Annotated in this window: 19 protein-coding genes and 1 pseudogene; 8 read left to right on the top strand and 12 right to left on the bottom strand. The window is 59.3% G+C overall.

What is annotated here, in order from left to right; all coding sequences use genetic code 11:
• Positions 1–11: 11 nt before the first annotated feature.
• The 5 genes from phoU to D9X30_RS22850 are packed head-to-tail and all read right to left on the bottom strand — an operon-like array spanning position 12 to position 4,539.
• Positions 12–719: a phosphate signaling complex protein PhoU gene (gene phoU, locus D9X30_RS22870; protein WP_153949570.1), complete on the bottom strand. Its 708-nt coding sequence runs from the start codon at positions 717–719 to the stop codon at positions 12–14.
• A gap of 15 nt (positions 720–734) precedes the next feature.
• Positions 735–1,595, bottom strand: coding sequence for a phosphate ABC transporter ATP-binding protein PstB (gene pstB, locus D9X30_RS22865; protein ID WP_228771058.1), 861 nt, complete (start codon positions 1,593–1,595; stop codon positions 735–737).
• Positions 1,589–2,512: a phosphate ABC transporter permease PstA gene (gene pstA / locus D9X30_RS22860; protein WP_153949571.1), complete on the bottom strand. Its 924-nt coding sequence runs from the start codon at positions 2,510–2,512 to the stop codon at positions 1,589–1,591. Before pstA ends, pstB begins: the two co-directional genes overlap by 7 nt.
• A gap of 9 nt (positions 2,513–2,521) precedes the next feature.
• The gene (pstC, locus tag D9X30_RS22855) at positions 2,522–3,487 is read right to left on the bottom strand and encodes a phosphate ABC transporter permease subunit PstC (RefSeq protein ID WP_153949572.1); all 966 of its coding nucleotides are present in this window, start codon (positions 3,485–3,487) and stop codon (positions 2,522–2,524) included.
• A gap of 59 nt (positions 3,488–3,546) precedes the next feature.
• Positions 3,547–4,539, bottom strand: coding sequence for a PstS family phosphate ABC transporter substrate-binding protein (locus D9X30_RS22850; protein ID WP_153949573.1), 993 nt, complete (start codon positions 4,537–4,539; stop codon positions 3,547–3,549).
• 180 nt (positions 4,540–4,719) lie between these two features.
• On the opposite strand from D9X30_RS22850, the gene D9X30_RS22845 reads away from it, so the two are divergent.
• A complete protein-coding gene (locus D9X30_RS22845; protein ID WP_153949574.1) occupies positions 4,720–5,085 on the top strand; it encodes an ArsR/SmtB family transcription factor in 366 nt (121 codons plus the stop codon).
• Between the two features lie 283 nt (positions 5,086–5,368).
• Here the strand turns inward: D9X30_RS22845 and D9X30_RS22840 are convergent, their stop codons facing one another.
• Entirely contained in the window at positions 5,369–6,208 is an 840-nt protein-coding gene (locus D9X30_RS22840; protein ID WP_228771059.1) for a metallophosphoesterase family protein, read from the bottom strand.
• A gap of 658 nt (positions 6,209–6,866) precedes the next feature.
• On the opposite strand from D9X30_RS22840, the gene D9X30_RS22835 reads away from it, so the two are divergent.
• The 3 genes from D9X30_RS22835 to D9X30_RS22825 all read left to right on the top strand — a co-directional run bounded on the left by D9X30_RS22835 (position 6,867) and on the right by D9X30_RS22825 (position 10,144).
• Positions 6,867–7,790 carry a LysR family transcriptional regulator gene (locus D9X30_RS22835; RefSeq protein WP_153949575.1) on the top strand — a complete coding sequence of 308 codons (924 nt, stop codon included), beginning with the start codon at positions 6,867–6,869 and terminating at the stop codon, positions 7,788–7,790.
• 126 nt (positions 7,791–7,916) lie between these two features.
• The gene (locus D9X30_RS22830) at positions 7,917–8,903 is read left to right on the top strand and encodes a Bug family tripartite tricarboxylate transporter substrate binding protein (RefSeq protein WP_194946584.1); all 987 of its coding nucleotides are present in this window, start codon (positions 7,917–7,919) and stop codon (positions 8,901–8,903) included.
• Positions 8,900–10,144: an aminotransferase class V-fold PLP-dependent enzyme gene (locus tag D9X30_RS22825; RefSeq protein ID WP_153949577.1), complete on the top strand. Its 1,245-nt coding sequence runs from the start codon at positions 8,900–8,902 to the stop codon at positions 10,142–10,144. Before D9X30_RS22830 ends, D9X30_RS22825 begins: the two co-directional genes overlap by 4 nt.
• Positions 10,145–11,907: 1,763 nt before the next feature.
• Here D9X30_RS22825 and D9X30_RS22815 read toward each other — a convergent pair.
• From D9X30_RS22815 to D9X30_RS22790, 6 genes and pseudogenes are all read right to left on the bottom strand, one after another.
• Positions 11,908–12,273 (bottom strand): annotated as a pseudogene (locus D9X30_RS22815) (tyrosine-type recombinase/integrase); the annotation flags it as partial.
• Positions 12,274–12,353: 80 nt separating this feature from the next.
• Entirely contained in the window at positions 12,354–12,509 is a 156-nt protein-coding gene (locus D9X30_RS22810) for a hypothetical protein (protein ID WP_153949578.1), read from the bottom strand.
• A 290-nt stretch (positions 12,510–12,799) separates the two neighbouring features.
• The gene (locus tag D9X30_RS22805; RefSeq protein ID WP_153949579.1) at positions 12,800–13,573 is read right to left on the bottom strand and encodes a hypothetical protein; all 774 of its coding nucleotides are present in this window, start codon (positions 13,571–13,573) and stop codon (positions 12,800–12,802) included.
• Between the two features lie 261 nt (positions 13,574–13,834).
• The gene (locus D9X30_RS22800; protein ID WP_124682088.1) at positions 13,835–16,816 is read right to left on the bottom strand and encodes a Tn3 family transposase; all 2,982 of its coding nucleotides are present in this window, start codon (positions 16,814–16,816) and stop codon (positions 13,835–13,837) included.
• 51 nt (positions 16,817–16,867) lie between these two features.
• Positions 16,868–17,302: a hypothetical protein gene (locus D9X30_RS22795; protein WP_124682087.1), complete on the bottom strand. Its 435-nt coding sequence runs from the start codon at positions 17,300–17,302 to the stop codon at positions 16,868–16,870.
• Between the two features lie 137 nt (positions 17,303–17,439).
• Positions 17,440–18,387: a DNA-binding protein gene (locus D9X30_RS22790; protein ID WP_124682086.1), complete on the bottom strand. Its 948-nt coding sequence runs from the start codon at positions 18,385–18,387 to the stop codon at positions 17,440–17,442.
• A 145-nt stretch (positions 18,388–18,532) separates the two neighbouring features.
• Between D9X30_RS22790 and D9X30_RS22785 the strand changes: the two genes are divergently transcribed.
• From D9X30_RS22785 to D9X30_RS22770, 4 genes are all read left to right on the top strand, one after another.
• Positions 18,533–19,705, top strand: coding sequence for a tyrosine-type recombinase/integrase (locus D9X30_RS22785; protein ID WP_124682085.1), 1,173 nt, complete (start codon positions 18,533–18,535; stop codon positions 19,703–19,705).
• 554 nt (positions 19,706–20,259) lie between these two features.
• Positions 20,260–20,838, top strand: coding sequence for a hypothetical protein (locus D9X30_RS22780; RefSeq protein WP_124682084.1), 579 nt, complete (start codon positions 20,260–20,262; stop codon positions 20,836–20,838).
• 731 nt (positions 20,839–21,569) lie between these two features.
• Positions 21,570–25,565, top strand: coding sequence for a PAS domain S-box protein (locus D9X30_RS22775; RefSeq protein ID WP_194946585.1), 3,996 nt, complete (start codon positions 21,570–21,572; stop codon positions 25,563–25,565).
• Positions 25,562–26,797, top strand: coding sequence for an EAL domain-containing response regulator (locus D9X30_RS22770; RefSeq protein WP_153949581.1), 1,236 nt, complete (start codon positions 25,562–25,564; stop codon positions 26,795–26,797). The genes D9X30_RS22775 and D9X30_RS22770 overlap by 4 nt, the downstream gene beginning before the upstream one ends.
• Positions 26,798–26,970: the final 173 nt, after the last annotated feature.

Here is a 26,970-nt window from a genome sequence, read left to right as displayed (position 1 = left end):
ACGATTTGCGCTCATTGCTTGTTTGCCTCATGCTCAAGCGAGTCTTGGTCGATGTGGCGGACGTCCGTTCCCTTCACGATGTAGATCGTAAATTCAGCAATGTTCTTGGCATGATCCCCGATGCGCTCGATTGCCTTGGCCACGAACAGGTAGTCGAGGCACACCGATATCAACCGCGGATTCTCCATCATGTAACTCATGAGCTTGCGAACGAAGCCGCGAAACTCTTGATCGAGAGCGCGGTCGTCCCGCACGATCGCCGCCGCGGCGACTGCGTCCAGGCGTGCGAAGGCATCGAGTGCGTTGCGCAACATATCAACAGCCAGCGCCGCCGATACGCGGATTTCGGAGAACTCGATGGTAGAGCGGCCTACTTCGTCGATGATGCGCTTTGACCGCTTCGCGATCTTGTACGCCTCGTCTCCGGCGCGTTCGAGATTCGTGATGGATTTGGAGATCGCCATCAGCAGACGCAAGTCTCGGGCAGTGGGCTGACGCCGCGCAATAATGTGGCTGCAGTGCGCGTCGATCTCGATCTCCTGTTGATTAACTCGTGTCTCTGCAGCAATGACCTGATCGGCAAACGCGACGTCGAACGTTTCCAATGCGCGGACTGCGGACTGAACCTGAGCTTCCACAAGGCCACCCATTTGTAACACCGCGGTGCAGATGTCGGTGAGATCGGTGTCGAACTGACTGGACAAGTGCTTTTCGGACATATGGTTCCCTCGGGGTTACCCGAAACGACCGGTGATGTAGTCTTCCGTGGCCTGTTTCGTCGGCTTCAGAAAAATCTGGTTCGTCTTTCCATACTCGATCAGCTCGCCGAGGTACATATACGCCGTGAAATCGGAGACGCGGGCAGCCTGTTGCATGTTGTGCGTGACGATCAGGATCGTGACGCGCGAACGTAACTGGGCGATGAGGTCCTCGATGCTCGCGGTCGCGATCGGGTCCAGCGCCGAGGTGGGCTCATCGAAAAGCAGAATTTCCGGATCGGTGGCGAGGCAGCGCGCAATACAGAGGCGCTGCTGCTGACCGCCAGACAGCGCAGTAGCCTGCGCATGCAGCCGATCCTTTACCTCGTCCCATAGTGCGGCGCCGCGCAAAGCCTCCTCGACGCGTTCCTCTAGCATGGAACGATTCTTTTCTCCACGAAGACGCAGTCCGTATGCAACGTTTTCGAAGATCGACTTCGGGAATGGGTTCGGCTTCTGGAAAACCATGCCGATCCGCATGCGGACCTCGATGGGATCCACTCTCGGATCCAGGATATTCGTGTTATCTGGATAGAGTCGAATATCGCCTTGATACCGATTGCCGGGATAGAGGTCGTGCATGCGGTTGAAGGAACGCAACAGCGTGGACTTGCCACAGCCGGACGGCCCAATCAACGCGGTGACGCGCTTCTCCTGAATGGGCAAGTTCACGTTTTTGAGCGCGTGAAAGGTCCCATAGTAGAAATTGAAGTCGATGGCCGCGGCTTTGACCGGCGAAGAATCCTGTGCCTCTGCGGCGAACACGTTGGTGAATGCGCCGCGCGCTAGTGCGGCATCGCCTGTTTGGTCCTGTAGCGTCATAGTGTTGACTACCATTTGATGTTCTTCCTCAGGCGATAGCGAATCCAGATGGCGAGTCCGTTCATGGATAGCGTCATCAGAACCAGAATGAAGCCGGCAGCGGCCGCATTTTGCTGGAAGGCTTCCTCCGGCCGCGACGTCCAGTTGAACATCTGGATCGGCATAACGGTGAAGCCAGACCATAGCCAGTCGAAGTTGATCCAGGGAAACGTCGGTCCGACAGGCGACGGCGGCAGGAACGCGATGAATGTCAGCGCGCCAATAGTGATGATCGGTGCGGTCTCGCCGATCGCCCGCGACATGCCGATAATGACGCCGGTCATAATGCCGGGCATGGAATACGGAACGATGTGGTCCCGGGTGACCTGCCAGCGCGTTGCGCCGAGGCCGTATGCGCCCTCGCGGATATGCTGAGGTATGCCCCGAATTGCTTCGCGGGTCGCCACGATGACGATTGGCAAAATGAGCAGCGCAAGCGTCAGACCGGCGGAGAGCACGCTCTGACCGAAGCCAAACGCATAGACGAAAATGCCGAGCGCCAATAATCCGTAGACGATGGACGGCACGCCGGCCAAGTTCGTGACATTGATCTCGATGATGTCAGTAATGAGATTCTTGGGCGCGTACTCTTCCAGATACGTGCCCGCCGCAATGCCGAGCGGCACTGCGGTGAGGGCCGTCACCAGCATAACCAGCAATGAGCCCACCCAGGCGGAAAGAATGCCAGCTTGCGCGGCCCGCCGCGAAGGGAAGTTCGTGAAGAACTCTGGGGTCATTCGCTCCCATCCCGTGTACGCCATCTGGAGAAACAAGGCGATGAAGGTTAGGACACCGATAAGCAAGGCAACGAATCCCGCTATAGCGAAGAACAGGTCCCATCGCTTGTTCGATTTGATAATGGCACGGATCGTGCCGAGGGCTGGCTGATGCATAGCGACCTTTCAATAGGCTTCGCGATAGCGGCGGCGAACCATATGTCCCAGAATGTTGAAGACCAACGTCATCAGCATTAGGGTCAGCCCGGCGGCGAATATGGACTGATAGCCAATGGAGCCATGTGGCAGATCGCCAAGTGCAACCTGCACGATGTACGCGGAGATGGTTTGCGCCGGCTCCATGGGGTTCATCGTGAAGTTTGGCTGCATGCCAGCGGCCACTGCGACGATCATGGTTTCACCTACGGCGCGGGAGATACCAAGGATGTAGGCGGAAAGGATGCCGGAAAGCGCTGCAGGCACCACGACACGTACGGCGGTCTGAAAGCGGGTGCCCCCCATGGCATACGAGCCTTCGCGCATGCTCATCGGCACCGCACGCATCGCATCCTCAGCGAGGGAACTGACGTACGGAATGATCGCAATCCCCATGACGATCCCGGCCGACAGCATATTGAAGCCGGGCAATGAGGGAATCAGTATTTGGAGCAGCGGCGTGACGACGGTCAGCGCAAAGTATCCGTAGACGATCGTAGGAATGCCGCCCAACAACTCCAGAAAGGGCTTTATGACTTCCCGGACAGACGGATTGGCGAACTCCGAAAGATAGATCGCGATCGTGGTGCCTAGCGGGATAGCCACCGCCAGCGCAACGACCGATGTGGTCAGGGTGCCAAGCAATAGTGGCAGGATGCCATATCGCGGGTCGGCGAACAGTGGTGTCCACAGCGTGTCAGTAAAGAACTGAAGAACCGGGATGTTCGTGAAGAACTGGACAGATTCACTAACTAACACCCAGACGATACCCACGGTCGCGACAACAGATACCGAAGCAGCCAGGAACAGGATCGCCTCGATCACGCGTTCCTTGGTATTACGGAATGTCTTCTTGGCCAGCCGCTCGCTGACGACGTGCGATGTCTCCAGCGGCGATGCGGAGGACGTGGCGGATGCAGTATAGGAATCTGGCATTTGCGGCGCTTGAGCGGGCGTGATGGCATGGCGCGGGTATCCCCGCGCCATGGCAGGTCTTACAGCTTGGCTTCGCGAGCCAGCAACGAATCGATCGTGGCCGCCACATCCGGCTCACCGCCAAACACGGTGCCCAGCTTCTTCTTCGCAAGGTGCTCCGCCGCGGTCGTGTACGCCTTGGCCGGCAGCGGAACGTACTTCACCTCGGACGCCAGTCGGGCGCCATGCTGCAGGTAGTACGCAACGAATTCCTTCACCTCTGGCTTGTCCATTGACTTCTCGTTGACGTAGATGAAGATCGGGCGGGACAGCGGATTGTAGGAGCCATCGAGCACGGCACCGGCGGCGGGGCTCACAGGCTTACCATTCTTGTTCACGATCGGCACGGCCCTCAGCTTGCCCTTGTTCTCTTCGTAATACGCATAGCCGAAGTATCCGAGACTGTTGACGTCGCGCGATACGCCCTGGACCAGGACATTGTCATCCTCAGACGCGGTGTAGTCCCCACGAGACGACTTGGCCTTGCCGACGATGGCTTCCGTGAAGTAGTCGAACGTACCCGAGTCGGAGCCTGCGCCGAAGAGCTTCAATGGCGCGTCCGGGAACGCTGCGTCCACCTGCTTCCAGCTCGTGATCTTTCCTTGCGCACCCGGCTCCCACATCTTCTTGAGTTGCTCGACCGTCAATTGCTTCACGAACGTGTTCTTCGGATTGACCACCACGGTCAGCGCATCGAACGCGATCGGGAGCTCGTAATACTTCACCCCCGTTTGCGCGCATGCTTCCATTTCCTGCTTCAGAATCGGCCGCGACGCATTGGAGATGTCGGTCTCGCCGCGGCAGAACTTCTTGAAGCCGCCGCCTGTTCCAGAGATGCCCACCGTGACCTTCGTAGCGCCCTTCTTCGCCTTCTGGAAGTCTTCCGCCACGGCCTCCGTGATGGGATAGACCGTGCTGGAACCGTCAACCTTGACGATGGCCTGTGCGTGAGCAGCCTGTGTGCCGATTGCAAACAATGCCGCAGTCAGTGCAGCTTGTGAGGTGAAGCGCATTTCGAACTCCCTGGGTCGATGGGTGGACAAAGCCAGATTACAAACTACGTTTCTAGAAATCTAGTTTGATCGAATCATGGGGATGAAATATGACACTACGATGACCGTTCATGACACTTCAATGACACGTAGCGCACTCAAACTTGCGCGGATTGCGACTCTGCCTCTACAGTTCGAGAAATGAAGAATGAACACGCCGTAGCAGCTTTGGCTGCACTCGCGCAGGACTCGCGCCTGGCGATATTCCGCATGCTGGTGCAAGCGGGCCTGGAAGGAGTCAGTGCAGGGGGAATACGGGAATCCTTGGGCATGGCCCCCGCGACCCTATCCTTCCATCTGAAAGAACTTGTCCACGCCGGCCTCGTGAAAAGTACGCAGGAAGGTAAATTTGTGTTTTATAGGGCGCAATTTGACCAAATGAATGCGTTGATTGCGTATTTGCTGGAGCACTGCTGCGAGGGTCATCCCGAGGGCTGTGGCATGGACGGGTTGGAGTGCAAGCCGGAGCAGGCCAAGAGTCGCCGGACTGTGACCGACAGGGCATGAGTGCTTGCTGGTCCCGCCAGGTTCAGGCGGATCTCACCAGCGGTCGATTGCCCGCCCGGAAGGCTGTTATGGTGCCGTCCTCGGCACGGAAGCGGGCCTGACGCGCCATGCTGAACGGCGCTGGGGCATCGTTGGCGGGGAGTCGGGAAAATCCGCGCCTTCGACGAGATGCCAAGGATCCGTTGCTCTATTCCAATCGAGTTGGCAGCATAGTCCTATCCATTTTTCATCGTAATCGGATAAGGCTTGGCGCGGCTCCACTGCCGCGAGAACGTGCGCGCAGTCACGCTGGTCCGCTAGTCAGGAAATCGCCGGCAATCGTGGCCACAGCACGCACACCGAGTCCAAAAGCGCGATACGCACCGCCACTTGGATACGCAATGGATTGGTGGTGATGACCATGGAATGCTCGTTGCACGCCCATGGCTTCGATGAGTGCATCGATTTCATCAAATCCGTGTGGGTGACAAGCTGGAGCTTCATGGCTAACTAACACATCGGCTTGCTGAAGCATTAGCGAGTAGAACGTTGCCGGAAAAATCGAACTTCGATGGCGCCTCGGCAGGCCGTCCCGCCAGTAGTTTCCTTTACCGCACTGCGCAAGATATTCTGCTTCGCCGGTGAAGAGCGGAGCGTCCGGCGGCATCCAAACATGATCGCGAAAGGTTCCGCCCAAGCCGGCAATACGAATCCCCGCGACGGTTACGACTCGCCCGTGCAGGTTTCTATCTGCGAGCTGCGATCCGAACAAATTGTCGTAGTCTTCATCGCTGTCGGTGTCATGATTTCCGTGAATCCACCAGACGTCGGTGAGCGGCAGGATGCTGGCCAGCTCCTGATCAAGTGGCCGCTTGGCCTGAATATCTCCCGCAATTACTACCGCTTCAGGCCGATGCTGCTGCACGACCTCAATTAGTGGTCCAAACTCTCCATGCGGATCACCGCAGAAGAACACTTTGCTGTCATGCATTGTTTGACTGAAATAAATGATCTCTCTTGATGGGCGCGGTTGCCTCAATGATTGTCGCGATCGGCGGACGAGTACTGGACCTATGCGCACATGCTCGTCATCGAGAGGCTCCGCAATGCAGCCCCCAAAGTGCGCCAATCGTTCGACGATCATCAATTTAGCCCAGCATTGTGACAACGCATTTAGCCGAAAGCTGTTGCGACCTATTGGCGATTTAACCACTCCCTAGCTTCGCGCGAGAACCGGCTACAGCCCCGCGCCATCGCATCGCGCGGCGGTTGTCGGCACGGCCCCCGTCTTGCCGAGCATGGTGGCTACCTCCGGCACGGTTTTGAAACCAGGACGTGCCATGCTTCCAAGCGATGCCGGGACCGCTGATGCTGCGAGGCGAAAACCCCCCAGCCTGTCAGGCCGGGCGAAGTGGACATCGCGAGGAACTCGATGACCGCTGCTCATCCAACACCCGCCGTTGGGCCAGCGAGCCCCCAACGGCAGAGAAGGGTCGGTCAGCGACCGTCGGCGCCGCGGCGCGGCCAGGTTGCGGTTGGGCTTCCGGTCTCGGCCTTAACAGTAGCGGTCAATTCGATGGGGACTGGTAACGACCTCATTTGTGCAAGAAGCCGTCAGAAGGTCGGTCAGTCCAGCCCAGTTGACACGCGGCTGGCTCCTTGGTCCAACAAGCAGATTGCACTTCCCATTCGCCGTCCAATCAGGGGGGCGAGGCCAGGGCCTGCAACGTCTCGCGGAAGATGTGCGATGCTATGGCACCCCTCGACGGATCGAGGGGTACCATATCGTAACTCGCGTCGCTATGAGCTCGTCCAATACAAGTCTTCTGAGAAACTTCCCTTCCCTGAAGGCGCTGCTGTTCTTCAATACCGTTGGCAAGCATCTCAACCTGGTCCGGGCCGGTGAAGAACTTCATCTAACGCAAGGTGCGTTGAGCCGCCAATTAAAATCCCTCGAAGAGCATTTAGGGGTGGAATTATTTCGCCGGGGTCCCCGGGGGCTGGCCTTCACACAGGAGGGCGAACTGCTCTATGACTACTCCAAGCGGGCCTTTGAAACGCTCGGCGTCGGCTTGCGGCATCTCTCCGTGGTTACTGAACGACAGACTCTCATGGTGTCGGTCGCGAGAAGCTTTGCAGTCCGCATCTTGGGGAGTCGTATCGCCTCTTTCCTCGCCTTAAACCCGTGGATAGATCTACATATCGATGTCCACCGTTACTTTGTTGACCTAGAGTCTTCGGGAGCGGATATCTCCATTCGCCTCGGCAGGGGCGATTGGGAAGCAGACCGGATGCAATGCCTCACGGGCGACGCTATTTGGGCCGTTTGCAATGCGGATGTGAAGGCCCAGTTTTCTGGACGTGTGAGTGAAGAAACGAACTCGTTCATGTTGCGCAACGTCGAACGTGACTACTGGGAAGCGTGGCTTGAAAGCGGGCGCCCGTCCCTGACCGCTGACAACGCTCTGGTGCTTCATTTCAACGATTCCGCGACCATGCTGGAAGCTGCCCAAGCAGGCGCCGGCCTCTGCCTTACGCGTGCCAGCCTCGCGGTGGATGCAGTCAATCGTGGCACGCTAGTTCGCCTGACTGATGACGAGCTGCACGACGGCCTGAACTACTATGCGATCTGCACGGCACGCGCAGCGAAAAAGCGGGCCGTGGACCTCTTTATGAGCTGGTTGCATGAGGCATTTGCGTCACAAGATGCGCCGATCCTCCCCTGAGGCTGGGCGGATGTTGCACTAGCAGCCGGTATTCCAAAAGCTCATACCGGATCGTAGGAACCATCAATTGTTGGCGCCGGCTCTGGCACGGATACTGGGATGACTATCTTGCGATGGAGTCCCCCCATGCCCTTCCGATCTGTCGGCCGCCTCTGCAGCCGAATTCTCACTCTCGCTTCTCTCGGCGCGGTCGCAGCCTATGCGCAAGCAGCTACCGATTTCCCCAAGAAGCCGATCACTATTGTGGTTCCCTATACTGCCGGCGGAAGCTCGGACGCCGTCGCCCGCTTGCTCGAGAAGCCGTTGTCCCAGCAGCTCGGGCAACCTGTGATCGTCGACAACAGGCCCGGCGCCGGTGCAACGATCGGCACCACGCTAGTTGCGAAAGCCTCGGCCGACGGCTACACGGTGCTCCTCGCCGACAATGCGCAAACGACCGCGCCCGCAATGTACCCCCGCTTGCCGTATGACCCGGTGGCAAGTTTCAAGCCAATCGGCTTCGTCGGGACCGCACCCGCAATGCTGCTCTCCAGTCCGAAATCGAAGCTGCGCAGCGTTCGGGATATGGTCAATGCCAGCGCGAAAGGCAGCGAGGGATTTACGGTGGGGGTTGGATCCGGCAGCCCCAGCCACCTAATCACCGCCTTGTTCCAACAGCAGTCAAAACTCAAGCTCCAGATGATCCCGTACAAGGGGGCGTCTCAGGCCGCAACCGACGTGCTGGGTGGACAGATCGATCTGCTCTTCACCAATCCCGCATCGGCTGAGCCGTACATCAAGTCCGGGCGAATGTTTGCAATTGGCATTACGGGGACCAAGCGTCTGCCAGAGTTCCCCGACGTACCGACGTTCCAAGAGCAAGGCGTCCAAGGTATGGAGAAGGCCAACTACTGGTTTGCGCTCCTGGCGCCAGCTGGATTGTCAAACGAGGTGTCCCAGAAATGGGGTAACGCACTGGCCACGGCGCTGGCCATGCCAGAGATCACGCGCAAACTGGCCGAACTGGGGATTTCAAAGATCGACATGACCCCGGACAAGCTGCAGCGCTTCATCGCCGAGGATCGACAAAACTGGGTAAACATCGTCAACGCCTCCGGGATGAAGCTGCAATGAACACAATCGATTTACTCAAGAGCGTAGAGAAGGAAAACACGATGGCTGACAAGTTCACCTTGGCGCGGGCAAAATTTCCAGGTGCGCTGGCGCAGACCTATATCGACGTCGCAAGTCGTGGCCTGATGCCGGGAGATGCGCCCCAGGTTGCTTACGACCATCTGCAGGATCGGGTCCTGGGGCGGGCTGACAAAGCGGCATACTTTGCCGTGGTGGAGCAAGCGCGCAGCGGTATTGCCCGGCTGATGAACGCTCACACTGACGAAATCGCCATGACCAAGAACGTCTCGGACGGTCTGAATATGGTGGCCGCCGCCATAGACTGGCAAGCCGGCGAGGAAGTGTGGATCTGCTCTGCAGTGGAGCATCCCAATAACCTGTATCCCTGGCGCAACCTCGAGGCCTTAGGCGTCAGCGTGCGGGATTTTCCGGCCGCGGGAAGCGAGTTTCCGGTCGATGCCGTGGTCGAAGCACTGCAAGGCGCGCATCGCGCCCGCGTTGTCACGGTGTCCGCGACGTCATTCCTGCCGGGTTTTCGGGTTGATCTCGACCGTCTGGGCCATGCGTGTCGGGCCAGTGGAGTGCGCTTGGTGGTCGATGGCGCTCAGTCCATCGGCATTAGCCACATCGATGTTGAAAAAACACCCATCGATGCATTGGCGATGAGCACCCAGAAGGGCCTGTGCTCGGTGTATGGTATGGGCTTCCTCTACGTCAGGAGCGAGTTCGCCTCGCAGCTGTCCCCCCGCTACCTCGCACGCTTTGGCGTTGACATTCCGGCGACGCACGAGGCCGACTATGACGCGGCGCCGATTCAGCTGCAACCCGCCGCATTGCGGTTCGACCTTGGCAACTACAACTTCCTGGCTGCGACGTTAGTGACGCGTACGCTGGACTTGCTGAACGGCCTGGGCAGTCAGGACATCGACAAACATGTCTGCCACTTGGCCAAGAGATTCAGTGATGGCCTCATCGAACTCGGAGTTCCGCTGAAGCTTCCGAAGGTTGGAATGCAAGCCAACATGGTCTGCATTGAATCGCAACGCGGACAAAGCCCCGCGCTTGCCCTGCAGGCGCATTTGAAGACCCAGAACGTTCAAGCCGCTGTGCGACGCAACGCCGTTCGCTTCTCATTCCACTTCTATAACAACGAAGAGGATGTGGCAGCTGCGCTCGCTGGCTGCGGCAGCTGGCTGACACAGCATCGGCCAGCGTTCGGATTCGAGGACATCACTCCGTAACTGCACTGGAACTTCCCGCCCCACGATGCTCGCGGGGCACGGAGTCCTGCATGTTGGAGCGCGCCCGAAGGCGCACACGCACACCGTCTCACACCGCAGTGCGCGTCAACCTCCGGCGCGTTACCGTGAAGGGCGCTCCAACACGGAAGGTTTGCTGGGCGACTGACGGAAATCGCCGCGCAGGCATAAACGATGTTCACCAACAACAGAGATCAACAATTTGGCGGTGCTCCCCGCCTCTGAGGCGGGGCGCTTTCCAAATCGAATCAAGCAGGCGGAAAGATGTCTCTGTGTGGCCTTTGCCTGTCGCAACTGGACCGGCCGGGCTATTTCGCGCCGCATCCTAAGTTGGTGAAATCGGAGACGCTACGCACGACAGCCGGAGAAAACGCCTTCGCATATCGCTGCCGGCAATGCGGGGAGACGCTATTGCTAACTGCGGCCGACCGCGAGGCACCAGATCGCTGGACGCGACTGGCTGCTGATGATTCGTAGCGGCCGTAAAGATTGACGTCGTCCAATGACTGCGAAGGGTCGCGAGGCGCCGATTGAGCCGGGCCTGGCCGGTGAATCACGGCCGACGACGCGAGTCAGCGCGCCCTTCGAAGACAGCCTACGCGGAGGTATTGGTCGGTAGCCTGGTGCGGTGTGTTTCGGCGTATGCCGCTGGCTTGGAGTCGCTCGGAGGCTGCCCCCTTAGTGCGCCATATCGGTTCAACTCAAGGCTGGAGTGATGGGCTTTCATGGCTGATTCTCACTCAAGCCATACCGGCATCAGGGGCTTACTCCGCCAAGACTCCCAAATACCTCATTGGGGCTATGTCTGGCGATGAAAAACTCGGCCACACTAAACTCGCCGACAAGAGCAATACTGCTGCCGGCGGGCCACGCTGGAGCACAGGTGGCCCCTTTTGCATGGCGATGCCGCGAGGCCGGTGGGCGCCCAGATTTAGACTCCTGCTAAGTGTCTCTTCGATAACTTAAGCCCAACCGAAGCGGTATTGTTGTCTCACATTGAATCGTTAAGAATGGCACATCGAGCTGAATTGACCCCGTCTCGACTTCCCCCCGGCGCCCATCTGAACTTGGGCGCCTATTTTTTTTGCGCTGCATGCGAACCGGCGAACTCGCGCCGATCGCCCTTGACCACTGCCCTGCCGTTTCTGTTGGTATAGCTGCATTGGATCGGCAAGCGCTAACATGGGAGACGAGATGACCCTGTCAGTCGGTCAACGTAGGCTCATCGCCCTAATGTCGCAGGGGCACAAATTACTCATCCTGCGGTCTCCCATTGGCGGACGCATCGTGGGGGCTAATCTTTGGGAGCCTGACCGTAACACAGTGGTGGAATCCATTCCCCTGTGGAGAGTCGAGAAGCTCATTGCTCAGGGTCGGCTCCGGCCGAACGCGCTGGCAACCGATCATCCCAAGCGGCCAGTTGCACCACAACTACGGAGTTGGCCTCGATACGATACCCCCACGTCCTATCGACACCACTATTCCAAGCCGGGTCAGACTTTCCAGAGCGGGCTAAGTCTTCGGGGCTTCGACCTTCAGTTGGTCTGCACCAACCTCATGTGGATAAAGGACAATCTGCCATTTCTGCCGTAACCCTTCAGCCGGCTTCGAAAGACTGGTTCAATTTAGCTTCCGGCCACTGGTGGCAATATTGCAGACTGACAGAGAAGGGTCGATCTGAGCCGTCTGGCTTGGGCTCGACAAAACGTAGGTTCGCCTGCGGCGCCAGCCGGCCTGAGAGATTGCTAACGAAGATCGTCGGCAAATGTGGCATCGACAAAGGCACGCAACTGCGTCAGGTCCGTCCTGGCATAGACCGCCGTGGTCTGCACGGAAGCGTGACCGAGCAGCGCTTGGGCGGAGAGCAGCGGCACCTGATGGTCGACCACTAGCGTGCGCGCATAGGCATGGCGGAGCCAGTGCGGCGATGCGGCGCGCAGCAGCAACGCCTGTGCCGGCTCGCGCGCCTCCAGGTCATCCGCCGCGGCGGCAAAAATCGCCTTGACCTCCCGATAGAGGCCCGCCTGCTGCAGCGCTTAGCCCTTGTTGCCGTGGATCACGGGCAACGTCTCGTGCGCCGGTGGCTCGGATGGCAGGCCGCGGGCACGCCGCTGCTACGCGCCGCATCGCCGCACTGGCTGCGACATGCCTATGCGCGCACGCTGGTGGTTAGCTGGCGTTTCGCAAACTGTCATTCGACGCGATGGTTATTTGCATCCAGGCTGCTCCCGCTGGTCGCTTGCGTGCGGGTCGCTTCGGACAACGGCGGCACGGCGACTCCTATGCCGGGCTCGCCGTGCTGCAACCCGTGCCGGTAGGCGAGCAGTTGCTGGCGCGTCAGGTCCAAGAATGGTCCGAGGCCGTGCGTGCCGACGCTCGACCACCTGACTCCAACTCCAGCGCCACGACTCGCTTCTTTTCAGCGAGACGATTTGTACGGTGTTGATTGTGGACGGCGAGACCAGCGCCGACGACGAAGGCAATCCGCCAGGACGCATGGCTTCACATCAAGAGGATGCGTTAAAGGTCGTCGGATCGGCGAAATACACTCGATCGCTGCAAACCATGTCGATCGTGCGCGCATCGAGATGCCGGTATTTATACAGAACCTTGGGAGGCCGTTCATCGTCGACGTGGCTAACGTTTGACGGCCGTCAGGCTCGCGATTGCTTCCACCGACTTTTCATAAAGGCTTGTGGGGGCTTTGCCTAGTGCGACCCCGGCGGGAGAAAAATGTTTGATCAGATGGACCGCGAGTGAGGGATCGCCGTCTGACGCCTCGAGCGCCATCGCCTGCGCCTCATAGAGCTCGGCCAACTGCGCATAATACCGCATGAACATCACGCTTATGGAGATTGCGAGCAAGACGAGGGTGATGGCGCCGGCTGAAAAAGCCAATGTCGTGATGATCGAAGTGTAATTGCCGTCGGCCTTGGATGGACGCTCCAGCGCCTTCACTTTACTTGCTCGCTCATACATTTCAAGTAATTCTGCGATCTCCTGCTTCATGTCTCGCAGTTCGTTTGCAGAAAGCTTGCGCGGCTCTTCCGGCTGCTTCCCGGCATCAAGCGCACCGGCAACGCTCTGTAAAGCGTTTGGATACAACTGATTCAACAATCCGTCGGTACGCCGCAGAAATAGGAATTCGGGTGAGTGGTCGCCCGACCAAGCCATCCTATACGCGATCTCGCTAAAACTCTTGGGAGCAGTGGCTGGTCCAGTCAGACGCAGAAAAACGAAGGCTGCGGCTGAGCACACCAGCAGGCCAATGAAGATTCCAAAGCCGGCGCGCGTCAGTCTCGCCCATGCCGCGCGTTTGCGGAGTTGATGCGCAGCTTGTACAAAGCGCTCTTTGTTGGCAGTGTCCCGACATTTCGGACGCGGCGAATATTTCCCGAAGCGAGAGGCCATTCTAGGCAATGAAGTGATGCGAAAGCCAGACCGTCGGTACGAGGTGGAGCATGGGAACAGTGACTAAGAGGGTCGGCCGGAATTCGTGAAATTTTCGCCAAAGTTGCCTTAAGTATGTGATCCGAAACGTAAAAGTGGTTCTCTTCCTCGGGCCAAGGCACGGTTGTGTGGGCGATGCCGAGCCGTGACGCAGCTATCGCGTACGGATGTGTCAGCAGCTGAACTGCCCCGTGCAGGAGCGGCCCGGTATCCAGAATTCCTCTATGCCGCCGATCCGAAAACGAAATCGATCGACGTATCGAGCGGCGGCACCTTCCGCTGGAGATCCACCAAATAAGACCCGAGCCGGTTGATGTGGTCCTTCCGGTAAGGCGACAGCGCCTGGAGCACCTCGGCGTCGACAGGATGGCCCTTCATTTGCAACTCCTTCAGTTTGCGCGACATCCACTGCACGTTGTAGAGGATGACCATGTTCGCGACGAGCTGGTTGTACTTGATGACTTTGCGCTGTTCGTGCCGGACGTTTTCCGCGATGACGTCACCGCCGAACATCAGCCATTTCGCAAAATCGTTGAACTGTTCGCTCTTGTTCGTCGCGGCATGGATCGTCCGGCGCATTTCGGGGTCCTTGATGTAGCGCAGCAGGAACAGCGTGCGGATTACCCGCCCGAGCTCGCGGAACGCGAAATACAGCTTGTTCTTGACACTCTCGGAGCCGAGGCGCCGCAGGATCGTCGATGGCGTCATCCGGCCGGCTTTGATTGAGATGGCGACGCGCAGCATGTCCGACAAGTGCCTTTCGATGAGGGCCCAGTCGACGTTGCCGCGGAACAGTGATTCGATGTTGGTGTAGCGACGGCGCCGGTCCGCTTTGTAGAAGCGCAGTTCCTTGATGTCGCGGATGCGGGGCATTAGTTTGATGCCGAGCAGGTGTGCGAGTGCGAAGACCGGCGCGCTCTGCGCCTGGGTATCGCCATGGACCGTGTCCGGCTGCACGTCGGAGGTATTCTTGATCAGCCCGTCGAGGATGTAGACGGCTTCATGCACGCCACACGGAATGAAGTGGCTGAAGAGCGCGATGTACTTGTCCGACACGTGGTAGTAACCAATACCGCCATAGCCGCCGTACCGGATGTGATATTCGGACAGCAGATTTTGCTCGTAGAGATTCCATTTCGTGCCGTCGGCCGAAACTCGGCTTCCGGAACCCCAGAACTTCGGCAACGCAAACTGGTTGTAGGCGTTGATGACCCGGACGATGGCCTTGTCCAGGCGCTCTTCGGTCACGTGGCGCAGATTCAGCCAGGCGACCTGCTTGCGGCTGAGGTTCTTTACCGAGCGCGCCGTCTGCGCCGGTCCGAGATTGCACCCATAGCAGAACAGCGTCGTGATGAAGCGCTTGCGCGGCTCGTCGATCTTCGCCTCGAAGCCGGATAACGGGCCAAACAGCCGGTGCAGGTCGAGCCACTGTTCGGTTTCGGTCAGGATGTCAAGGATGCTGACCGGCCGCATCGACGCCGTGATGGCCTGGTCGATTAACATCTTGTTTGGCGGGTCGGGCTTCTTCTCGAGCTTGTGGAGAATCAGACCTTGGTCGCCAATCTCGACGTAGTCGTTCTCCGGAAAGGCAGCGTCGACCTCGTCGGCCAGTGCGCTGAGTTGGTCCTTCAGTTGCTGGACGAAGGCCCGGCTATCGACCGGGAAGTCGACGAGTTCGCCATAGCGCGGCAGTTCTTCGCGGAATTCGTCCCACGATACCTGGTGTTCGCGGGGATCATCGTACTGGTCGCTGTGCTCGACGTAAACGTCCCCGGAGTTGAGTTCACGCCTGAGCTGGCTGAACACGCATAACTCGAAATATTTCCGGTGCAGCAGTCGGGCGGTCCGCCCGTCCGGGAAGACAAATTTCTCCCACTTCTCTGGCATCCAGTCGAGCGGCAGCTCTGCGAGGTCGGCGTCGCCCAGCAGCAGGTATTCGCGACGTGAGGCCCGGTATTGCTGGACCCAAGCGAGCGCGCCGAGCAGGGCATCGTCCTGGGAGCTCGAGCGCAGTGACAGGAGATCGAGGCACTGGAACAGCAGTGACCGCAGATTCCTGTATGGGGCCAGCAGAAACGGGATGGCGTGATTGCCGGTATATGCGATGTGCTCGTTGCATCGGCTCAGGGCGTTGCCGGGATCGTCATTGAGGGATGCCCTCATGCGCGCAATGCGCTCGGCGGGCGGCGCCTCGTCGTCTTGCAGGATGTGGAGCACATCGCGAAACTGACTGACGAGCGATTCGAGCTCGTCAGCGTGCGCCAGCCGATACTGTTTCATGCGCAGTTCCGCCGTGCCTTCCAGGTTGCGGACCGTCTTGATGAAGATTTCCGCGACGTCATCAAGTGCCTTCTGCAGCTGCGCGAGGATGAATAGCACAGCAAGCGTGTAGCGCTTCGCCGGCTTGAGCATGCGCATCTCATGGACGTCGAGGGCCCGTGCTTCAAGGACGAGTTGCATGCGCTTGGGGACCGAGAGCATTTCCGGCGGCGGCGGTAGGCCGTCGGCCAGCTCGTTCAAGGCCTGAATGTGTTTGAGGAAGCTTGCGACCTCGCGCGGCCTCGGCCGTTTTGGTTCCCGCTTCAGTTCGTCCCAGGGCGTGCGTCCCGCCCGGTTGCTGAAGAGAGCGTCGAGGCGGGCTCTGAGCGGTTCGTCCAACGCGTCGGAGAAGGCCTGGTAGATGGTCTCGTGAAGCCGGCTGCGGGCGGAAGCCGCAATGCGCGAGAGGGTTGCCAGCGGCGGCAGTTCGTAGCGCTGCCTGATGAGCTCTTCGAGCAGAACGTTGATGATGTCCGGCAACTCTGCCTTCGTGCGCGCCGCGATGGCCGCGACGACAGCAAGCCATTCATGGGTAAGCGCATCAACGACGCGGATGCCGACAAATTCGCGCAGCACCTTCTGGTGCCGAGACTTGCTGCCCGACCTGTCATAGCGCTTGATTGTCGTGCGGGGCGGCGATCGGACCTTGAGCACCGAGCAAATATGGGCGACGATTTCGGGTGGCACGTCTGACATTGGCGGCATGTATCCCAGACGCTGAAGCAGTTTGAGCTGCGTCAGAATCAGCACGCGTGTTGGCGCTTGCCGGAACTGGCCATACACGAAGCGGATTTCGGCGGCGCTGGGCGTGTAGACTGCCCGCAACTCGTCTGCGGTGATCTCCGCTGGCAGTAACGGGTACGCGGTTTCGGAAATCTGGTTCATAGGTGCCGCGCGAATCGAGCCAGCCGGTACCGTTGCTGCATTTTCCGCCTGTCAGCGTTGCGGCAATCTGAGCGCGCCCGATAACACCGCAGTGGCAAGGTCCGCATCGCTCATGCCCATGATCCGGTCGATCGTGCCGTGCGACAGCTCGTCTGCCAGCGCGAGCAGATCGTCGAGCAGCGCCGCCAGCCGGTCGATCCGCGCGCTCAGATGAGCAAGGGCTTCGCGCTCCTGCGGTGTGAGCGGCCCGGATCGCCACCGTGCCACCTGCTCGCGCTGGATCGGCAGAAAATCCCGTTGTTCGCCGTAGACCTGGCGCGTCCGGGCCAGGGTGGCGTCGTCAAGCACATGGGGTCGCGACCGGCACCGGGTCAGGGCGTCGAAGGTGGCCTGTACCTCATCAATCTGCGCGCCGGCGAGATCCAGAATGACCGGCAGCGCAGCGATCGGCTGCCAGGCTGGTGGCTGTGGTTCGTTCGTGTTCATGAGGCTCGGTTTCCTGTCGGGCGGTTGCTCATGGCACTGCATCGGTCCAGCGCCCGCAGGCGATGACCGAAGGCCCGATTGTAGCGCGGGCGCTGACGCGCTCCGCGGTAGTCCGAAAACCGTTGCTCGCTGTTGGCTCAGCCGGCGCGACGCCTGGCTGTACGCGCTGGCGCAGACTCGTCGCGACCCTTGAGCTGGCCCTGCAGCAGGGCGACCTGTTGGGTCAGGGAATCGCGCTCACGCCGCAGTTCGCGCGTCTCTTCCATGACACTGGCGAGCTGTTTTTCATGCCGTTCGGCCAGCCGGCGGTGTTCAGCAGCGTCGGCGCTGAGCCGCTGCCCGTCAGCCACAAGTTGCTCGTTGCGCTGGCGGGTCTTCGCAAGGGCAGCTTCCGCGCGACGCTGGGCTTCGCGCGCTTCCTCGGTCTGCAGCATGACGAGCTTCTGCACGCCTTCGAGCCGGGCGGTAGCCTGGTCGACCTCCACCCGCAGGGCGGCCTCGTGTTCGGCGCGGGCGGTCCGCAGTGCTTCCAGTTCGCGGGCATGGGCGGACTGCGCTTCGCGCAAGGCCTGCTCTGCTTGCGCGCGCACGGCATCGCCCTCAGCCGCGGCGGCTTCGGCCCGTCGGATGGCAGCCTCCAGTTCGGCTTGGCCCCGGGCGTGAGCGGCCAGCGCGGTAGCGAGCCGCGCCTGCAGGTCGTCAACCTGGGCGCGAAGCGTTTGCACTTCCGCCTGCAACCCTGTGTTGGCGGCCTGCAGCGATTCGGCGCGCGTGATGGCGGCGGTCGCTTCGGCCTCAAACTCCCCGCTGCGCTGCGCGAAGACCTGTTCCCCCTGTTCGACGGCCAACGCCCAGACCGACAGCATGGCGTTGGCGACTGCTGGCGGCAGTGCGGCGGAGAGCGCGTCGTTGCGCGCCTGCTCGTCCTTCCACAGCTTCAGCTCGTCGTTGATGGTGGTGCGGCTGCCCTGGCGGATCTCGGCGTAGATCAGGTCGACGGTGAGTTCATGCGGGTGCCGGCCCGCGGAAACCAAGCGCGCGGCGGCGTCGCGGGTGCGTAGACGGGTATCGCTGATACGGCTCATGGGCGGAAGCGGGCTGAGAGGGTGGAATTTCGTGAATCTGACTGATGTATATGATCGTATTACGTTATATCTGTAATCACAAGCCGTAGAAATTTACGATAACGCGCATAATCGTAAGGTTACTAGGTGTACGATGCGGAACCCCATGAACCTGCCTGCCCCAGCCCCCGAATCGCTTCTGCTCGTCGCGCTGCCCGCCGCACTCGACGGCCATGACGGTACCAACCGCGCGCGCGGCGGCCACCGCCAGATCGCCGCCGACACCGATATCGAGGCCGTACGCCTGTGGCTTGCCGAGTACGCCAGCTCGCCGCACACGCTGCGCAGCTACCGAAAGGAAGTAGTACGGCTGCTCATCTGGGCAACGCGCACGTTGGGCAAGCCGCTCTCTAGCCTCACGCGCGAGGATTTCCTCCTGTACGAACGTTTCCTTGCCGCGCCAACGGCGGACTGGATCGACCCGGCGCTGCCGCGCCGCGGCGGCGCTCGGCGCCTGTTCGGGGGGCCGCTCGCCGAGGGCAGCCGCCGTCAAGCGCTCGGCATCCTCTCGGGTCTGTTGGACTACCTTGTCACGGCCGGCTACCTCGCAGGCAATCCGCTTGCCCTGCGCCGCAGCCGTTCAACGCGTGGCTCGCGCGCGCGACGCGTCGAGCGCTATCTCGATCATGCGCTGTGGCAGGTGGTGCTCGCGTCGATGGAGGGCTGGCCGCAGGGCACGCCGCGCGAGTGCCAGCATTACGAGCGCAGCCGCTGGGTGATGCGCTTCCTCTACCATACGGCGCTGCGCGCGAGCGAAGCCGCCCACGCGAAGGCAGCCGACTTTGTCCAGCGGCGCGGGCGCTGGTGGCTGTACGTTGTCGGCAAGGGCGGCGCCGAGGGCGAGGTACCAGTGAGCGACGCGTTGATGGCCGAGTTTGCTCGCTATCGCGCGTTCCACGGCCTGCCGCCGATGCCGGGGCCCGGTGACCTGAGCCCGGCCATCCTGAGCGTCGCCGGGGACGCGCAGCGGCACCTCACGCCGACGGCGGTCTATCTGATCGCGAAGGAAGTGTTCCGGCGGGCGGCCGCCGTGTTGGAGGCGAGCGATCCGGCCGGCGCGGCGACGCTGGCGCGTGCCTCGACGCACTGGCTGCGCCATTCCGCGGCTTCGCACCAGGCCGACGCGGGTACCGATATCCGCTTTATTCAGAAGAACCTGCGGCACGCCTCGATCGAGACGACCGGCATCTACCTGCACGCCGAGGACGACCGGCGGCATGCGCACACCGTGGGCGAGCAACAAGCTCAACCACCCACCGCGCCCGCCCCGCCACAGTAGGCGCGTATTGGCCCTGGCGTTCGTGAATCGCTCGGACCATCGGCCTCGAATGGATCGGCCTCGCCGGTTTGCGCTGGAGGGCGCCGCCGCCATGCGCACTGCCCAAAGCGCCGCGCTTGCGCGACTACCTACAGGCGTACGCACCGCCGTTGCCCCAATGCGGCGCTCATCGATCACGGCGCGCCAAAGCTCATGTCGGAACCCATTGGTCTCCCCGCACATCTATACTGCGAGCATGACCCGGGACTTGTGTCGTCGCAGATCGATGGCCACTTCGAACCTCGAAGGCCGCTTCCCAGCCAAGAGTTGTCGTTCGCTGGCCTGGCATCCCAGTCGTTCGAGCAAAGGCAGGGCTCCGAAACCTGTCCGCCGGCCTGCTCTTGCAACTCGGCCTTGGCTGTCGCCCTCCTGGAGGACAGGAACGGCTCCCGGCCGCCTTTTTCAAATATGCGTACCCGATCGACGAACGCGGGAATGCCATCATTCCGCTCCGAGCGCGCGGTTCGAATGCGGGACGATCTCGGACCAAAAACTCAGCGCAGGAGGTTAGGATCGTGTTCGATAAGGACCGCTTCATCGAGGATTGCGTCAAGGCCGTCGCCGAAGGCTCGCAGGCCGTGCGCGAGGTGGTGGCAGAAGCTGTTGCCGACGGCGCCGGTATCTTCGCCGGGCTCGGCGAGCCGGAACACGCCGGCCTCTTACCGCTCTACACCTCGCCCGAGGTCACGGTCATCAATTTCGTCTGGGCACCGTGCATGAGCCTCATGCCCCACAATCACCGGATGTTCTCGGCAGTGGGCATCTATGCGGGACGCGAGGATAATGTCTTCTGGCGGCGGACGGCATCGGGTATCGAGGCAACGACAGCTAGATCTCTTGGAGTGGGCGACGTCGCTGTGCTCGACCGGGAGGCGATCCATTCTGTGCTGAATCCGATCGGCAAGATGACGTGCGCCATCCACGTCTATGGTGGTGACTTCTTCCATCCGACCGAGCCCCGCAGTCAGTGGGATCATGAGACCTTGGCCGAACGGCCCTGGGACGTCGACAAGGTTAAGTTGCTGTTCCGCGAAGCGGAGTCGCGGTTCCACACCGTGCAAATGGGCCACGCAACGGCAGGCGACGATGCATAGGGACATCGGTCGATGGGCTTAAGAATGAAGCTGTAGTTCGAAGACTTACCAAGAAACAGTTCCGCTACCGGTAACCTGGCGCTCGTAGATGCACATTGCACCACACAGGCAGTTTAGTGGGACAGTTCAACTCTCCGAAGCGTCAAACCGGAACTGAGTCTTCGGGGGACTTGTAGGCGCAAACATGTAGAGAAGACACTAGCCAGGTCGGCACCCGCGAAACAGAGGGGCAGTTCCGGATTCTGGTTCAGGGCGTCACTGACGACGCGATTTTCATGTTTTCGCCGGCGGGTATTGTGACCAATTGGAACGTCGGCGCGGAAGCGCGGTGGGTATTCATCGCGACGACGCGGACTATGCCACGCATCCGGTCAAACGCACACAGCGCAGGCCGAGAGTATTGACGCCATGGCGGCTAAGCCGTGCTGCACAGTGACAACGACGCCACATTCAACGTCACCACGGTGCTGGCGATACTGCTCTGGCCGCGGGCGGCACCGCTCATGGCACGCTTTTGGTTGCATCATTTGCGGCTATTGGAGTGGATTTATGCCCTTCCTCCCCGTCCTGCTTTGCCCTCCGCACCGTTTTGGTCACCACCACGCATTGTTAGTAAAATCACTCTAAAGTTCAAAGTACTGCCAACAGTCTGGCACCACCGACCGTCCGCCAGCGGACCACACGATCAATTGTTAAACAAGAAACACTTTAGAGCCCTAGGACGGGGAGGGATGCTCGTACTGGCATTGTGGGTCGCCCTTGCGTCGGCCATGATGTGGGATCAGGACTCGGAGCGGGATGCTGCTGAAGAACGGGCTGCTGCACTAAGCGATCTCTTAGCAGCACACACAACCCGTGTGCTGCGACAAGCGGATCAACTGGCCTGGATGGTCACGCAGGAAGTGCTGAAATCTGGGCCTAATATAGCCTTGGTCCCTTATGTCCAGGCAAAAGCGGTCCAGTTAGGCCTATTTCTGCAAGTTGCAGTAATCGATCAGCGTGGCATTTTGCGAGCCTCCACCGTCCCAGGATTCAAGCCAGTTGATCTTAGTGACAGGCCGCATTTTCGCGCGCACGTTAATGCTCCGGCATCCGGCTTGTATATCAGTGAGCCTCTCATTGGCCGCGCGAGCGGCAAACCATCCATTCAGTTATCCAAGCGAATTGAAGACAGTGAGGGCGATTTCCTCGGCGTGGTAGTGGTTTCCCTGGACCCGGCCTACCTGATACAGTTGTTCGATCAGTTGAGAGTGGGAGAACATGGCCAGGTACTGGTGTTTGGTGCAAGGGATTTCATCATACGGGCAGAACGCTCGTACCCGGACTCGCACTTCGGCGCGAAAATCCCATTAACTAGCGCTTTAGGACGGGCATTTGCGGCGTCTTCCACCGCTGGAAATTTTCGGGGTCCCAGTTTCGTGGACGGTACGACCCAGGCCATCGCCTTCCGATCGATCAAAGATTACCCGCTCGCTGTAGCAGTTGGCCTCTCCGAACCAGAGTACCTTGCCGGGTATCGTGCGCGACGCACCTTTCTGCTCATCGTAGGAATCTTGATGACGGCGCTGATTTTATATGCCCGTGCAAAGCAGACCGCCCTGATGGATAGCATGCTCGGCGCCACGCTCGCCGCAAACGCCGCCAGAGACCGTGAAATGGGAAAGGCTGAGCGCATTGATGCACTTTTCCAGGCGATTCCCTATCCGGCAATGGGATTTGACAGGGGCGGGTGCGTCGACGGCCTCAATAGCCATGCGCTGCTGCTTCTAGAGGCTAGCCGGGCAGAACTGATAGGGACTCGAATTGAGAGCGTTGCCAAAACGCTCTTTCGGCATGACGGCAGCCTCGATCGAACATCCAAGGTACAGTCGCTTTGCGAGGCTCTGCAAGGAGAAGAAAAACAAACACTGATTTTCCCTATCGCCGATCAAACGACTGTTGTGTATGAAATCCAGGTCGATTCGCGCCGTGATGGCGGAACGTTGCTGCTCATCCGCGATATCACCAGCCACGCCGATTTACAGGAAAGCGAGCGGGATCTTCACATCACATTGCATGCCATCAGCGATGCGGTCATTTCCACGGACGCAGTGGGAAACGTGAAGCGTATAAACGGCATGGCCAGCCAACTCATCGGTCTGGGATGGGGCGAGGCGGTAGGCAGACAGGTGACCGAAGTACTGCGTTTGACATGCGCAGACGATGGTGGGACCTTCGTGGATCCCGTCAGCGAGGTCTCGCGCACCGGGCTACCGCTTAACCGCTCAGACTTGACGCTGCATGGCGCAGCAAGAGGGACACCAGTTGACATCATTCTTGGCGCGGCGCCTCTGCGCAATGATGCCGGGGTTTTCCAGGGCACCGTGCTGGTGATGCGCGATGTCAGCGTCGAACGTGCTGCGGAGAAGGCCCTTCAAGCAAGCGAGGATCGTTATCGCAGACTCATCGAGTTTTTGCCCTATGCCGTCATCGTGCAACGCAACGACAAGATCTGCTACGCCAACCCAATGGCCGTCAGTATGCTCAGGGCGTCTTCCGTTGATGCACTGCTGGATCGAAACATCCTCGAACTAGTCCATTGCACGGACCGTGACCTGGTCAAATCACGCATTAGTTTGCTACGCAAGCAGCGCATCAGTGTGCCAACCACCGCGGAGCGTTGGATACGCCTTGACGGCTCCTTACTGGAATGTGAGGTAACAGCGGTGCCTTATGACTGGGACGGTGAATCTTCAGCACTGGTGCTCCTGCAGGATATAAGTGCCCGCCGAATGGCCGAAACCCAGCGGGATCGGTTTTTCGAACTATCGATAGACTTGCAGTGCATCGCGAGCGAAGACGGTTATCTAAAACGTGTGAACCGTGCCTTTACCCAAGTTCTGGGGTGGACATCTGACGAAATTGCCCGCCAGCCCTATATTAATTTCGTCCATCCGGAAGACCGCCCGCGAACCTTTGAGATTGTGGCCTCGAGCAATGTCGGAGTGCTAGCTGAGCATTTTGAGAACCGCTACGTCTGCAAGGATGGCACATATCGTTGGCTGGCCTGGAATGCAGTACGAGAACCGGATGGGTATATTTATGCGATTGCGCGTGACGTCACCGACATCCGCGCCGCGCGTGACCAGATGTTGCTCGCCAAAGCCGAGGCAGAGTCCGCGTCGCGAGCGAAGAGCGCCTTCCTAGCGACCATGAGCCATGAAATTCGGACACCAATGAATGGAGTGGTCGGCATGATCGAGGTGTTAAGTCGCAGTGGGCTAAGCGAGAATCAATCCGATATCGCTTCGACGATCCGCCAGTCTGCTGCAACGCTGCTTCGTCTCATTGATGACATCCTCGATTTCTCCAAGATTGAAGCGGGGCGAATGGAAATTGAAAGCAACCCCGTGTCACCGCGTCAAGTCGTGGAGGGAGTGTATCTTGCCCTGCTTCCTGTGGCCAATGCAGCAGATGTCAGTCTGCATTGTGGTGTCTCAGACAACGTGGCTGAATGGGTACTTGCAGACGAAACGCGCTTGCGTCAGGTGCTGTATAACCTGGTCGGCAACGCCATCAAGTTTTCGACCGGCCGACCGACGGTAGCGGGATCTGTAGAGATCAGCGTCGATGTTATTGGAGCCAGCGAAGGAGAACCTGCCGCGCAAACCATCACTTTCTCTGTGACGGACAACGGCATCGGCATCGCAGGCGATGCGATTCCTCATCTGTTCGAGCCGTTTACGCAGGCCGAAGCGTCGACCACGCGGCGCTACGGCGGTACAGGCCTGGGCTTGGCGATCTGTCAGCGTTTAGTCAGAGCCATGGGCGGACAGATCTCGGTGACAAGTGAGGTCGGGATCGGTTCGGCCTTTTCAGCGATGCTTTCGTTCCCGATAGCACCCGCTGCTGCCAAGCGCGATGAAATGACCGCCAAACACCATCGGACATCGGCCGCCGAATCTAGCAAGATCCTGGTTGTTGAAGACGATCCTATCAACCAGAAAGTGATATGTGCTCAATTGGAGCTTCTCGGTTACCAAGCCAAATTGGTGAACAACGGTGCCGAAGCGATTGAGGAGTGGCGACGGTCCCACTATGGACTGATCCTGACCGATATACACATGCCAATCATGGACGGCTACGCGCTAGTTGGGGCGATCCGGGATGCCGAGGGCAATGGCGGGGAGACGCCAATTGTGGCACTGACAGCCAATGCCATGCTTGGCGAGAAACAACGTGCCTTAGCGGCAGGCATGGACGACTACCTGACCAAACCACTGCATCTCAATAGCTTGAAAGCCGCTCTCGAACGATGGCTTAAGCCTGCGTCACGGGGCGCTGTACTGACTCAGGAAGAGCAAAGAGGGTACGACCGCTCCATGAATGTGTCTGTTCTTCATGAGATGATCGGCGACGATCCCCAGGTCGTTTCTGAATTGCTATCTGCCTATGCTGAACAACTGCGAGAGATGCAGCCCAGACTGCATCAGGCACTGAGAAACGATAACCGCAACGAGGCCAGCTACCTCTCTCACCGGTTGAAGTCCTCCTCGCGATCGGTTGGCGCTTTGTCCTTGGGCGAGCTTTGCACGCAAATAGAGCGCGCCTGCAAGGAGGATTTGGACTTGGGCGAGCTTCTTGCATCGTTCGAGGACGAGGCATTACGAGTTACGCATGCACTTTCAACATTGCAGCACGAGATTCAGGCTAGCATAGCGATAGCCGAAGGAAGGAACTTACAATGAAAACCACGCTTGCCGCGGAAGTTGCTCTTATTGACGATGATGTATTCAGCCTCAGACTGCTGAGCCGGCAGCTTGAGCAGATTGGTTACGACAAGGTTACTACATTTGAACGGGCCAATGGTGCCCTCGCGCTGATCCAAAAAGAGCCACGTGCATTTCGGTTAGTGATCGCAGATCTGCAGATGCCCGAAATGGACGGCATCGAATTCCTCCGCCACCTTTCCGCCGCCGGTTATACCGGTGCCCTGTTACTGGTCAGCGGTGAAGGCGCGGGAATTCTCCAGACTGCGGAGCAGCTTGCCAAATTGCACGGACTACAGGTTATCGCCAGCTTGCCAAAGCCGGTTACTAAGGCGTCGTTGGAGAGGGTCCTGCGCGATAGAAGGCTTGGGCCTGCCTGGCGTCCGCCCAAGATACCAGCACCCCGCTTTACAAGTGCAGATCTGGAGGCCGCGATTGAAGAGTCTGAAATTGTCGCGTATTACCAGCCAAAGGTCGACTTGGCGAATGCGACGCTGGTTGGCGTTGAGGCGCTGGCACGATGGAAGCACTCACACGGTGGCGTTTTGCCAGCCTCGCAATTTATGAATGCTGTTGAGGCTCATGGCCATGCCAGATTACTGGACAAGTCGATGCTTGCCCAAGTGCTCCTTCAGGCGAAAAGCTGGCAGGACTTGGATTTCGACTTGCCGATTGCACTGAACGTGCAGATGGAAAGCCTTAGCACATTCGGATTTCTTGATGACTTGGAGGATGCCGCCGCGGCAGGAGCTGATATCTCATGTTTGACGATCGAGCTTACCGAATCGCAGATAATGGCTAACCCGATTGTATCGCTTGAAGTGCTGGCCCGACTTAAGCTCATGGGGGTAACCCTGTCAATTGACGATTTCGGCACTGGTCATTCGACTTTGACCAAATTAAGAGATATCCCTTTCACTGAACTTAAATTAGATCGAAGTTTCGTGCGTAATGCCGGCCATGAAGGCAAAGCGATTTCCCAATCAATCATAGAGGCTACAGTATCTCTGGCTCACCGACTCGGCCTGCGCATCGTTGCCGAAGGTGTAGAGGATCAGGCAGACTGGGACTACGTGGGAGCTATAGGGTGTGACGTTGCACAAGGGTATTTTGTCGCCAAGCCCATGCCAGCAGAGCAAGTCCAATCTTGGGCCGAATTATGGAGCACTAAACAGCATGCTCACCTTCGTCCGGATGAGAGTGGATCTTGAAATATTTTGATGTCGAATCCCCACAATGTACAGAGCTTGATGGGATTACCAAGAACGCGCTGCTGCTACTACGGCCACTCTAGCGCTGCACTGCTCGGCTCTTGGTGTCGGCGGCAAAGTTGCTACGCCGCCCTGCCTTGACAGCCACCGGCGTCTGCCCCGCTAGCGCGCAT

Source organism: Cupriavidus sp. U2 (assembly GCF_009663685.2).
Lineage (GTDB): Bacteria > Pseudomonadota > Gammaproteobacteria > Burkholderiales > Burkholderiaceae > Cupriavidus > Cupriavidus necator_C.
This window is presented reverse-complemented; position numbering and strand designations above follow the sequence as displayed.

What these genes read in the sequence shown, in the direction of transcription:
- phoU (WP_153949570.1), bottom strand. Translation starts at nt 719, where the DNA reads ATGTCCGAAAAGCACTTGTCCAGTCAGTTCGACACCGATCTCACCGAC.
- pstB (WP_228771058.1), bottom strand. Translation starts at nt 1,595, where the DNA reads ATGGTAGTCAACACTATGACGCTACAGGACCAAACAGGCGATGCCGCA.
- pstA (WP_153949571.1), bottom strand. Translation starts at nt 2,512, where the DNA reads ATGCATCAGCCAGCCCTCGGCACGATCCGTGCCATTATCAAATCGAAC.
- pstC (WP_153949572.1), bottom strand. Translation starts at nt 3,487, where the DNA reads ATGCCAGATTCCTATACTGCATCCGCCACGTCCTCCGCATCGCCGCTG.
- D9X30_RS22850 (WP_153949573.1), bottom strand. Translation starts at nt 4,539, where the DNA reads ATGCGCTTCACCTCACAAGCTGCACTGACTGCGGCATTGTTTGCAATC.
- D9X30_RS22845 (WP_153949574.1), top strand. Translation starts at nt 4,720, where the DNA reads ATGAAGAATGAACACGCCGTAGCAGCTTTGGCTGCACTCGCGCAGGAC.
- D9X30_RS22840 (WP_228771059.1), bottom strand. Translation starts at nt 6,208, where the DNA reads ATGATCGTCGAACGATTGGCGCACTTTGGGGGCTGCATTGCGGAGCCT.
- D9X30_RS22835 (WP_153949575.1), top strand. Translation starts at nt 6,867, where the DNA reads ATGAGCTCGTCCAATACAAGTCTTCTGAGAAACTTCCCTTCCCTGAAG.
- D9X30_RS22830 (WP_194946584.1), top strand. Translation starts at nt 7,917, where the DNA reads ATGCCCTTCCGATCTGTCGGCCGCCTCTGCAGCCGAATTCTCACTCTC.
- D9X30_RS22825 (WP_153949577.1), top strand. Translation starts at nt 8,900, where the DNA reads ATGAACACAATCGATTTACTCAAGAGCGTAGAGAAGGAAAACACGATG.
- D9X30_RS22805 (WP_153949579.1), bottom strand. Translation starts at nt 13,573, where the DNA reads ATGGCCTCTCGCTTCGGGAAATATTCGCCGCGTCCGAAATGTCGGGAC.
- D9X30_RS22800 (WP_124682088.1), bottom strand. Translation starts at nt 16,816, where the DNA reads ATGAACCAGATTTCCGAAACCGCGTACCCGTTACTGCCAGCGGAGATC.
- D9X30_RS22795 (WP_124682087.1), bottom strand. Translation starts at nt 17,302, where the DNA reads ATGAACACGAACGAACCACAGCCACCAGCCTGGCAGCCGATCGCTGCG.
- D9X30_RS22790 (WP_124682086.1), bottom strand. Translation starts at nt 18,387, where the DNA reads ATGAGCCGTATCAGCGATACCCGTCTACGCACCCGCGACGCCGCCGCG.
- D9X30_RS22785 (WP_124682085.1), top strand. Translation starts at nt 18,533, where the DNA reads ATGAACCTGCCTGCCCCAGCCCCCGAATCGCTTCTGCTCGTCGCGCTG.
- D9X30_RS22775 (WP_194946585.1), top strand. Translation starts at nt 21,570, where the DNA reads ATGCTCGTACTGGCATTGTGGGTCGCCCTTGCGTCGGCCATGATGTGG.
- D9X30_RS22770 (WP_153949581.1), top strand. Translation starts at nt 25,562, where the DNA reads ATGAAAACCACGCTTGCCGCGGAAGTTGCTCTTATTGACGATGATGTA.